This window comes from Zemynaea arenosa (genome assembly GCF_004614185.1).
Lineage (GTDB): Bacteria > Pseudomonadota > Gammaproteobacteria > Burkholderiales > Burkholderiaceae_D > Telluria > Telluria arenosa.
The window spans coordinates 1-8,099 of record NZ_SPVF01000221.1 but is presented as its reverse complement, the minus strand read 5'-3'; the positions used below and the strand labels follow the sequence as shown (position 1 = coordinate 8,099).

General features: G+C 67.5%; 9 protein-coding genes and 1 pseudogene. 7 read left to right on the top strand and 3 right to left on the bottom strand.

What is annotated here, in order from left to right:
- Positions 1 to 269: 269 nt before the first annotated feature.
- The gene (locus E4L96_RS17310) at positions 270 to 1,049 is read right to left on the bottom strand and encodes an RNA methyltransferase (RefSeq protein ID WP_135208462.1); all 780 of its coding nucleotides are present in this window, start codon (positions 1,047 to 1,049) and stop codon (positions 270 to 272) included.
- 194 nt (positions 1,050 to 1,243) lie between these two features.
- Here E4L96_RS17310 and E4L96_RS17305 point away from each other — a divergent pair, with 194 nt between their 5' ends.
- The 7 genes from E4L96_RS17305 to E4L96_RS17275 all read left to right on the top strand — a co-directional run bounded on the left by E4L96_RS17305 (position 1,244) and on the right by E4L96_RS17275 (position 7,209).
- Positions 1,244 to 2,023 (top strand): inositol monophosphatase family protein, encoded by a 780-nt coding sequence (locus tag E4L96_RS17305; RefSeq protein ID WP_135208464.1) that lies wholly within the window; start codon positions 1,244 to 1,246, stop codon positions 2,021 to 2,023.
- Between the two features lie 187 nt (positions 2,024 to 2,210).
- Positions 2,211 to 3,629 (top strand): DEAD/DEAH box helicase, encoded by a 1,419-nt coding sequence (locus tag E4L96_RS17300; RefSeq protein WP_135208461.1) that lies wholly within the window; start codon positions 2,211 to 2,213, stop codon positions 3,627 to 3,629.
- A 256-nt stretch (positions 3,630 to 3,885) separates the two neighbouring features.
- The gene (otnI, locus tag E4L96_RS17295; RefSeq protein ID WP_135208460.1) at positions 3,886 to 4,662 is read left to right on the top strand and encodes a 2-oxo-tetronate isomerase; all 777 of its coding nucleotides are present in this window, start codon (positions 3,886 to 3,888) and stop codon (positions 4,660 to 4,662) included.
- A gap of 72 nt (positions 4,663 to 4,734) precedes the next feature.
- Positions 4,735 to 5,586: a hypothetical protein gene (locus tag E4L96_RS17290; RefSeq protein ID WP_135208459.1), complete on the top strand. Its 852-nt coding sequence runs from the start codon at positions 4,735 to 4,737 to the stop codon at positions 5,584 to 5,586.
- Between the two features lie 15 nt (positions 5,587 to 5,601).
- Positions 5,602 to 6,036, top strand: a complete 435-nt coding sequence (locus E4L96_RS17285) for a hypothetical protein (RefSeq protein ID WP_135208458.1) — start codon at positions 5,602 to 5,604, stop codon at positions 6,034 to 6,036.
- A 162-nt stretch (positions 6,037 to 6,198) separates the two neighbouring features.
- Positions 6,199 to 6,576, top strand: a complete 378-nt coding sequence (locus E4L96_RS17280) for a TraR/DksA family transcriptional regulator (protein ID WP_135208457.1) — start codon at positions 6,199 to 6,201, stop codon at positions 6,574 to 6,576.
- Between the two features lie 72 nt (positions 6,577 to 6,648).
- Positions 6,649 to 7,209 carry a hypothetical protein gene (locus E4L96_RS17275; RefSeq protein ID WP_135208456.1) on the top strand — a complete coding sequence of 187 codons (561 nt, stop codon included), beginning with the start codon at positions 6,649 to 6,651 and terminating at the stop codon, positions 7,207 to 7,209.
- Between the two features lie 43 nt (positions 7,210 to 7,252).
- Here E4L96_RS17275 and E4L96_RS17270 read toward each other — a convergent pair whose 3' ends face one another.
- Both E4L96_RS17270 and E4L96_RS23830 read right to left on the bottom strand, forming a co-directional pair.
- Positions 7,253 to 7,609 (bottom strand): hypothetical protein, encoded by a 357-nt coding sequence (locus tag E4L96_RS17270; RefSeq protein WP_135208455.1) that lies wholly within the window; start codon positions 7,607 to 7,609, stop codon positions 7,253 to 7,255.
- Between the two features lie 149 nt (positions 7,610 to 7,758).
- Positions 7,759 to 8,099, bottom strand: a pseudogene (locus tag E4L96_RS23830) (hypothetical protein); the annotation flags it as partial.

Genomic DNA, 8,099 nt, shown 5'->3' with positions numbered 1-8,099 from the left:
GTCCAGCACCGCGGGGACGATGGCGTCCAGCGCGGCGCGGGCTTCGCCGTCCAGCACGAAGCGGGCCTGGGTGCCGCCCGGATGGGTTGCGCGGTACAGGCCGCCGCCGACGGCGAGCGCCAGCAGGCCGAACGCGCCGGCCTTCAGGAAGGTCCTGCGGTTTGTCTCCATGGGTATCCCTTGTGATTTTTTGGCTAGTGTACGACGAGGTGAGACGGATCAAACCTGGTTTAGAGTGACCCGTCTAACCGTGACGACCTTGCGCGAAATCAAACAGGGGCAGGCGGTTCCTCCGACCGCGGCGCGTGCTTGAGGATCTGGCGGGCGATGCCGCGCAGGATGTTGACCTCCTCGGTCTCCAGCTGGGTGCGGCTGAACAGGCGCTTCAGGCGGGGCATCAGCTTGCGGGGGTTGGTGGCGTCCAGGAAGCCGATCGCGACCAGGGCTTCCTCCAGGTGCGCGTACATGCCGTCGATCTGGGTGACGCTGGCTGCGTCGCCCTGGAAACCAACCTCGCTCGGGGGCAGTTCGGCCTCGGCGGCGGTGCGGCATTCGTAGACCAGCACCTGGGCCGCCTGCGCCAGGTTCAGCGACGAGTAGGCCGGGTTGGCGGGGATGTTGATCAGCACATTGCTGTTCTCGACCACCTCGTTGGGCAGGCCGAAGCGCTCGTTGCCGAAGATCAGGGCGGCGGGCAGGTCGGCCTGGGCGGCCAGGTGGGTGGCGAACTGGCGCGGCGTCCACACCGGCGGCGAGAACTCGCGCAGGCGGGCGGACACGGCCGCGGCGAAGCGGCAGCCATCCAGCGCCTCGGCCATGGTGGTCACGATGCGCGCATTGGCGAGCACGTCCTGCGCCCCGCTGGCGAAGGCGACCGCCTCCTCGTGTTCGAGCATGCCGGGAAAGCGCGGGTTGACCAGCACCAGGTCGGAAAAGCCCATGGTTTTCATGGCGCGCGCGACCGAGCCGATGTTGCCGGCGCGGCTGGTTTCGACGAGGACCACACGCAGGCGGGTGAACACGGACGACGCAGATGAGGTGGGAAGCATGGAAGTTCGATTACAATAGCGGCCAATCGCGAGGTTCTGAAGGGCGCGGGTGGCCAGGCCGCCCTGCACCAGCCCCATTTTACCGCGCCGCTCTTTAATTCTTTCTCGACATCGCCGCCGTGCCTGGCCGCCGCGTTTCCGCGGGCGCCCGCGCGGCCGCACTGACTGGACACTGGATACCGACCATGCACCCCATGCTCAACACCGCGATCAAGGCCGCCCGCCGCGCCGCGACCATCATCAACCGCGCTTCGTTCGACCCGGACCGCATCGTTGTGACTGAAAAACAACACAACGATTTCGTCACCGACATCGATCCGGCGGCCGAGCAGGCCATCGTCGAGATCCTGTCCAAGGCCTACCCGGACCACGCCTTCCTGGGCGAAGAGTCGGGTCCGTCGGCCAACCTGAACGACGAAGTCGAGTACTGCTGGATCATCGACCCGATCGATGGGACCACCAATTTCATGCACGGTTTCCCCCAGTACTGCATCTCCATCGCGCTGGCGCAGCGCGGCGTGGTGACGCAGGGCCTGGTGTACGACCCCGTGCGCAACGACCTGTTCACCGCCACCAAGGGCGCGGGCGCCTACCTCAATGACAAGCGCATCCGCGTCACGCGCCACGACCGCCTGGCCAACACGCTGCTGGCCACCGGCCACGGCGCCGGCCCGCGCGCGGTCAGCGAGTACCTCAAGATGTACGAAGTGATGGCCGAACGCTGCCAGGGCATCCGCTCGGCGGGCGCGGCGGCACTGGACTTGGCCAACGTGGCCGCCGGCCGCATCGACGGCTTCTACCAGAAGGGGCTGAAGCAGTGGGACTTCGCGGCGGGCGCGCTGCTGGTGTCCGAGGCAGGCGGGATTGTCGGCGGGTTCGACGGCGAATCCGGGTATGAGAAAAAGGGCGACCTGATCGCCGCCAGCCCCAAGGTGTTCGCGCAGATGGTGCCGTACCTGACGGCCTTCGTGTGACCCTGTTTGTCTGATTTGGTTGCAATTTCCTCGTTGAGATCGCGGTAACCGCCGCGATCTTCCTGTCTCAGGGCAGCCGTCGTGCGCCGCCCTTGTCATTTCCTCATCGAAACAAATTTCCGCACGTCAAGAACCGAGTGGTATACTCGGACCCATTTCGCAATCGTTTTCACCGGTTTCCCCAACTATGTCCTTTTCTGACCTCGGCCTGTCCGACGCGCTGGTGCGCGCCGTGACCGAAGCCGGCTACACCTCCCCCACTCCCATCCAGGCGCAGGCGATTCCCGCCGTGCTCGGGGGCGGCGATCTTCTCGCCGGGGCCCAGACCGGAACCGGCAAAACGGCCGGCTTCACGCTGCCGATGCTGCAGCGGCTGTCGACCGATGCGGGCGGGCTGAAACTGTCCAACAAGACCGCGGCGCGCCCGATCCGCGCGCTGGTGCTGACGCCGACGCGCGAGCTGGCGGCGCAGGTCGAGGAATCGGTGCGCGTGTACGGCAAGTACACGCACCTGAATTCGGCCGTGATCTTCGGCGGCGTCGGCATCAATCCGCAGATCAAGGCCCTGCGCCACGGCGTGGACATCCTGGTCGCGACCCCGGGCCGCCTGCTGGACCACATCGGGCAGAAGACGGTGGACGTGTCCAAGATCGAGATCCTGGTGCTGGACGAAGCCGACCGCATGCTGGACATGGGCTTCATCCACGACATCCGCAAGGTGCTGGCGGTGCTGCCGCCCAAGCGCCAGAACCTGCTGTTCTCGGCCACTTTCTCGGACGAGATCAAGGCGCTGGCCGACCGCCTGCTGGACCACCCGGCGACCATCGAGGTGGCGCGCCGCAATTCCACGGTCGAGGTGATCGCGCAGAAGATCCACCCGGTCGACCGCGACAAGAAGCATCCGCTGCTGGCGCACCTGATCAAGCAGCACGACTGGCGGCAGGTGCTGGTGTTCACGCGCACCAAGCATGGCGCCAACAAGCTCGTCGAGCAGCTGGGCAAGGACGGCATCGGCGCGCTGGCGATCCACGGCAACAAGAGCCAGGCGGCGCGCACCCGCGCGCTGGCCGAGTTCAAGGACGGCACGCTGCGCGTGCTGGTGGCGACCGACATCGCGGCGCGCGGCATCGACATCGACCAGCTGCCCCACGTGGTGAATTACGACCTGCCGAACGTGCCGGAAGACTATGTGCACCGGATCGGCCGCACCGGCCGGGCGGGCGCGGCGGGCGAAGCGGTGTCGCTGGTCTGCGTGGACGAGCACATCATGCTGCGCGACATCGAGCGCCTGATCAAGCAGTCGCTGCCGCGCGAAATCATCCCCGGTTTCGAGCCGGACCCGACCGCCAAGCCGCAGCCGATCCAGCTGCGCAGTGGCGGCGCCGGCCACCGCAACGGCGGCCAGCGCCAGGGCCAGGGCCAGCGCGGCGGCACCGGTGCCGGCCGCAACAGCGGCAATGGTGGCAATGGCGGCAGCAACGGCCGTAACGGCAACGCCAACGGTTCTCCGCGTTCCGCCGCCGCCAACGACCCCGGCTCCCGCCGCAATGGCAACGGCCCGCGCCGCTCCGACGCCCCCCTGCGTACCGGCACCCGCAGCCGCTAGTTCTGACGCACCTCAACCCCGGGGTCAGGCCTGCCTTTCATAGCGCAGGCCTGACCCCGTCGTTTTTTTCAAAGCGGTTGTCTCACACTTTCCGACCGTTCTCATCCGCGCTTTCACCCTCAACCACGGGAAATTGCACCGATTGTGAAACAGCTCGGGGTCAGGCCCCGGGTTTCCTCTGGGTGCCTGACCCCATCGGGAATGGGGGAGGCCTGACCCCGGTTGAGGGAGGTCAAGGGATGGTAGGATTGTTGGTATGCCACGGTTTGCTGCCAATCTTAGCTTGATGTTCACGGAGGTGCCGTTCCTGGCGCGGTTTGCGCTCGCGCGGCGCTATGGGTTCGAGGCGGTCGAATTCATGTTTCCGTACGGGGAAGAGGCGGGGGAAATCAGGCGGGCCGCCCGCGACGGGCAGGTGCAGGTGGTGCTCCACAATTGTCCGCCGGGGGACTGGCCGCGCGAGCGGGGACTGGCGTGCCTGCCAGGACGGGACGGCGACTTTGACGCGAGCATCGCACTGGCGCTGCACTATGCGCGCACGCTGGAGGTGCCGCGCCTCCATTGCCTGGCGGGCGTGCTCGCCGACGCGGACCGCGCGGAGGCGCGCGCCATCTATGTGCAGCGGCTGCGCAAAGCGGCGCGCACGCTGCAGCCCCATGGGATCGAGCTGTTGATCGAGCCAATCAACACCTTCGATATCCCCGGCTACTTCTTGAACTCGCCCCAGCTGGCGGCCGGCGTCATCACGGAGGTGAACGAACCCAACCTCGGGCTGCAGTGCGACCTCTACCACTGGCAGCGCATCCAGGGCGAGCTGGCCGCCACCGTCACCAAATTCCTGCCGCTGATCCGCCACGTCCAGATCGCGGACAACCCGGGCCGCCATGAGCCCGGCACCGGCGAAATCAACTACCGCTACCTGCTCCCCCTCCTCGACCAGCTCGGCTACCAGGGCTGGATCGGCTGCGAATATATTCCGCAAGCCGACACCGCAAGCGGACTCGTGTGGCGTTCCGGCCACTTTGATCTGTAGCAAAAAGTAGCGAGCCCGACGGCGCAACAATGGCCCTTGGCCCGCCTTTCCGCGCGGCCGGAAAGGTCCTCCATGCTCCCGTTCCGCTCGCTAGCCGCCTTCGCCTTCGCGCTGCTCACCTCCGCTTGCGCGACCCAGCCCATCAGCCTGCAGGAAGTGCGTGATTTTGCCGACGCCTCCACCAAGCTGGCCGGCTACACCGAGATGTCCAGCCGCTTCCGCGACACCTACGCGCGCGAGCAGCCCTACCTGTCCCCGGCCGCCGACCGGCTGGCCCGCGAGAACGACGCCAAGCGCCGCGCGGTGTACGAGGACTTCGTCGCCGCCCAGCGCGCGGTGGTGCTCTACATGCAAACCCTCAGCGTGCTCGCCGGCGACGGCCGCTACGACCTCACGCCCCAGCTCGACACCCTGGCCGCGGCCATTCGCACCAATCCGGACGTCGGCCTGGAGCAGAAGCACCTGGTCGCCTACACCGGCCTCGCGCGCCTGCTGACGCGCGTGATCGCCTCCGGCTACCAGGGCCGCAGCGTGGAGACCATGGTGCGCGATGGCGACCAGCCCCTGCAGGCCTTGCTCGATGGCATGACCACCATCATGCGCTACTACATCAAGACCAACGAGAACGAGAAAAAATCCGTGCTCGGCATCTTCGATGTCGAAATCCCGATGGCGACCAAGCCGGCCGACCGCATGCTGGTCACGCTGGCCAAGGTCCACTACATGAACAAGGCCACCGAATACAAGCTGGTCGACCGCCGCTACGACCTGGCCCTGGACGGCCTCAAGAAGGTCAGCGAGGGCCACAAGACCCTGCGCGCCAACCTCGGCAACCTGAACCGCGACGAAGTACGGGTCACGCTCCAGGCCTACATCCGCGACCTGCGCCTGATCCGCGAAGGCCTGGTCGGCGATTCGTATTAACCCAAGGAGTCTGCCATGACCGCCCTCGCCACCCAAGCCGACGTCGAAGCCCTGGCCGACGAACTGACCGCCGCCGCCGACGCCATCCACAAGCGCATCGTCAAGGAACTGGACCATGGCAAGGGCGCGGCCGTGCCCGAGCCCGACCAGGCCGCCTACCGCGTGATGCTCGACGACGAGCTGGTGCTGCGCCAGCGCGCCAACGCCCTGTATGCCGAGGCGGCCGCCGCGACGGTCAAGACCCTGGCCGCATCCCAGCAGCAGGTGATCAAGCTGACCCAGGACGCGGCCGAGAAGATCCGCACCATCGGCCGCATCAGCGGCGCCCTGTACGTCACCGCCGCCCTCGGCGCCGTGGCGGGGGCGGCGGTGACCGGCAATCCGGTCGCCATCATCACCGCGCTCGACAAGCTGCGCCGCACCGTCAAGAAGGTCGACGCCGCCGGCTGACCCGCGCACGGCGAGGTGGACTCCGCGGGCGGACCCGCGCACCGCTGCGCGAATCGTGCGCGCCCCCCGTTCGCGCTACACTGGACCCATGCCGTACCAACGGCGTCCCCGTCCGGAGCGCAACATGCTGCCCTGCCGCCTTCTTTGCTGCGCCGTCCCATCATGCCGCTGACTCATGACCAGCGGGAGCAGTTGCGCCGGCAGCTGGAGCAGCGGCGCGCCGAGCTCGAGGAACAGGCCGCCGCCGACCCGATCAACCGGGACGAGATGCCGATCGCGGACCAGGAATTCTCCCCGGCCGACGCCGCCACCAACCGCCTCCTCACCGACCTCGCGCTGGGCGACGCCGGCCGCCACCTGTCGGCCCTGGCCCTGGTGCGCAACGCGCTGACCCGGCTGCACGAAGGCAGCTACGGCCTGTGCGAGGCCTGCGGCAACGACATCGGCTTCGCCCGCCTGCAGGCGCGGCCGGAAGCCCAGCTGTGCATCGCCTGCCAGTCGCGCGCGGAAAAGCGCGGCATCGCCGACCAGCCGCTCTGACTTTCTCCAAAACACGGCCGTGGGGACGCAGCACGTACAATAGCTGCGCCGTCCGTTTTTGCGAGGATTTGAATGAGCCGTACCGCCGCCCTGCTCCTGGCCTGCCTGGCCATCGTGCTTGCGGGCTGTTCCAGCATGCTTCCCGATTCCAACAAGGAACAGGTGCGCCCGTGGAAGACCTACGCCGAGGCCGAAGGCGACTTCAAGCGCATCGTGCCCGGCCGCACCACGCTGGCCCAGCTGAAGGCGCTCGGCTTCGACCCGGACAAGGTGCCCAACATGACCATCCTCAGCCATGCGGACCTGCTGCGCCGGCTGGAAGCCATGGTCGCCTTCGAAAGCAGCAAGCTGGACCCGGCGATCCGCAAGTGCGTGGACGCGCGCAACGCCTGCTACGCCTACCACATCGAGCAGCAGTCGCTGAAGCGGGAACACGTGGGGAACTTTTTCGCGGACTTCCTGAACTTCCGCAAGGACATCAAGATCAGCGGCTGGAGCTTCGACGCCCTCATCCTGATCAGCAACAACGTGGTGGTCTACAAGTCCTGGAGCGGCAAGCCCAACATCAGCGAGACGGAGCTGGAGCGGCATCCGCTGGGTCCGCTGCAAGGCGCGGGCTCGTCGCTGCGCTGACGGCCAGAATATGCAACCAAATGGTTGCATATTCACCGCGCGCCTAGAACCAGTCCAGCTCGCGGATCCGGCTGACCTGGCGGTGCGCCAGCATGGTCCAGATCTCCAGCGCCTCCTTCTTGCCCGCCTTCATGCGGCGCGGCTGGGCCAGCGCCATTTCGCAGTCGCGGTCGGACCATTCCTCGAAGCAGAGCTCGCCGGTGCTGGAGACTTCGGCCAGGTACATGAGACCGTCGTCGTAGCCGAAGCGCAGGGTCGCGGTGGCGGGTTCCGGGTGACTGCTGGCGCCCTTGCGGGACTTGCCGAACACCTCGGCCAGGACCGCCGCCAGTTGCTTGTCGGTGGGAGCGGAGATGTCGGTCCCGTCCTGTCCAGTCAGGATCACCCAAGCTTGCGTCATTGAAGCCTCCCGTCGGCTGCGCCATGCCGAGCGCATGGCTGGGGGCCATCATACAGAAAATCGCGGCCGCGGGAAGCGTGTTCCAACCGTGCGCCGAGCGCGCAGCGGCGGGCGGGGAACGCCCGCCAGCGCGGGGCTCCCGGCGCGGCTCAATGCACCAGCTGGGGCGGCGCGAGCGGGTTGAAATCGGTCCAGTCGCCGTGGTCGATGTGGCCCTCGGCGCGCTCGATGTGGTGGGCGCCGGTGCGGCGCAGCACGTCCAGCGCGCGGTCTTCCTCGGCCGGATCGTGCACCTCGACCGCCAGCAGCATCCCCGCCGGGCGCGGCGCCTGCAGGTTGTTGCGCTCGTCCTCGGACGTGGTGTTGTGCTCGATCTCGCCCTTCTCCTTCATGTTGCTGAAGCTGTAGAGCGAGCCCACGTGCGCCCCGACCAGCCCGCCGACGATGGGACCGGCCGGCCCCGTCAGCGGTGCGGTGACCGCCCCGATGG

What these genes read in the sequence shown, in the direction of transcription:
- E4L96_RS17310 (WP_135208462.1), bottom strand. Translation starts at nt 1,049, where the DNA reads ATGCTTCCCACCTCATCTGCGTCGTCCGTGTTCACCCGCCTGCGTGTG.
- E4L96_RS17305 (WP_135208464.1), top strand. Translation starts at nt 1,244, where the DNA reads ATGCTCAACACCGCGATCAAGGCCGCCCGCCGCGCCGCGACCATCATC.
- E4L96_RS17300 (WP_135208461.1), top strand. Translation starts at nt 2,211, where the DNA reads ATGTCCTTTTCTGACCTCGGCCTGTCCGACGCGCTGGTGCGCGCCGTG.
- otnI (WP_135208460.1), top strand. Translation starts at nt 3,886, where the DNA reads ATGCCACGGTTTGCTGCCAATCTTAGCTTGATGTTCACGGAGGTGCCG.
- E4L96_RS17290 (WP_135208459.1), top strand. Translation starts at nt 4,735, where the DNA reads ATGCTCCCGTTCCGCTCGCTAGCCGCCTTCGCCTTCGCGCTGCTCACC.
- E4L96_RS17285 (WP_135208458.1), top strand. Translation starts at nt 5,602, where the DNA reads ATGACCGCCCTCGCCACCCAAGCCGACGTCGAAGCCCTGGCCGACGAA.
- E4L96_RS17280 (WP_135208457.1), top strand. Translation starts at nt 6,199, where the DNA reads ATGCCGCTGACTCATGACCAGCGGGAGCAGTTGCGCCGGCAGCTGGAG.
- E4L96_RS17275 (WP_135208456.1), top strand. Translation starts at nt 6,649, where the DNA reads ATGAGCCGTACCGCCGCCCTGCTCCTGGCCTGCCTGGCCATCGTGCTT.
- E4L96_RS17270 (WP_135208455.1), bottom strand. Translation starts at nt 7,609, where the DNA reads ATGACGCAAGCTTGGGTGATCCTGACTGGACAGGACGGGACCGACATC.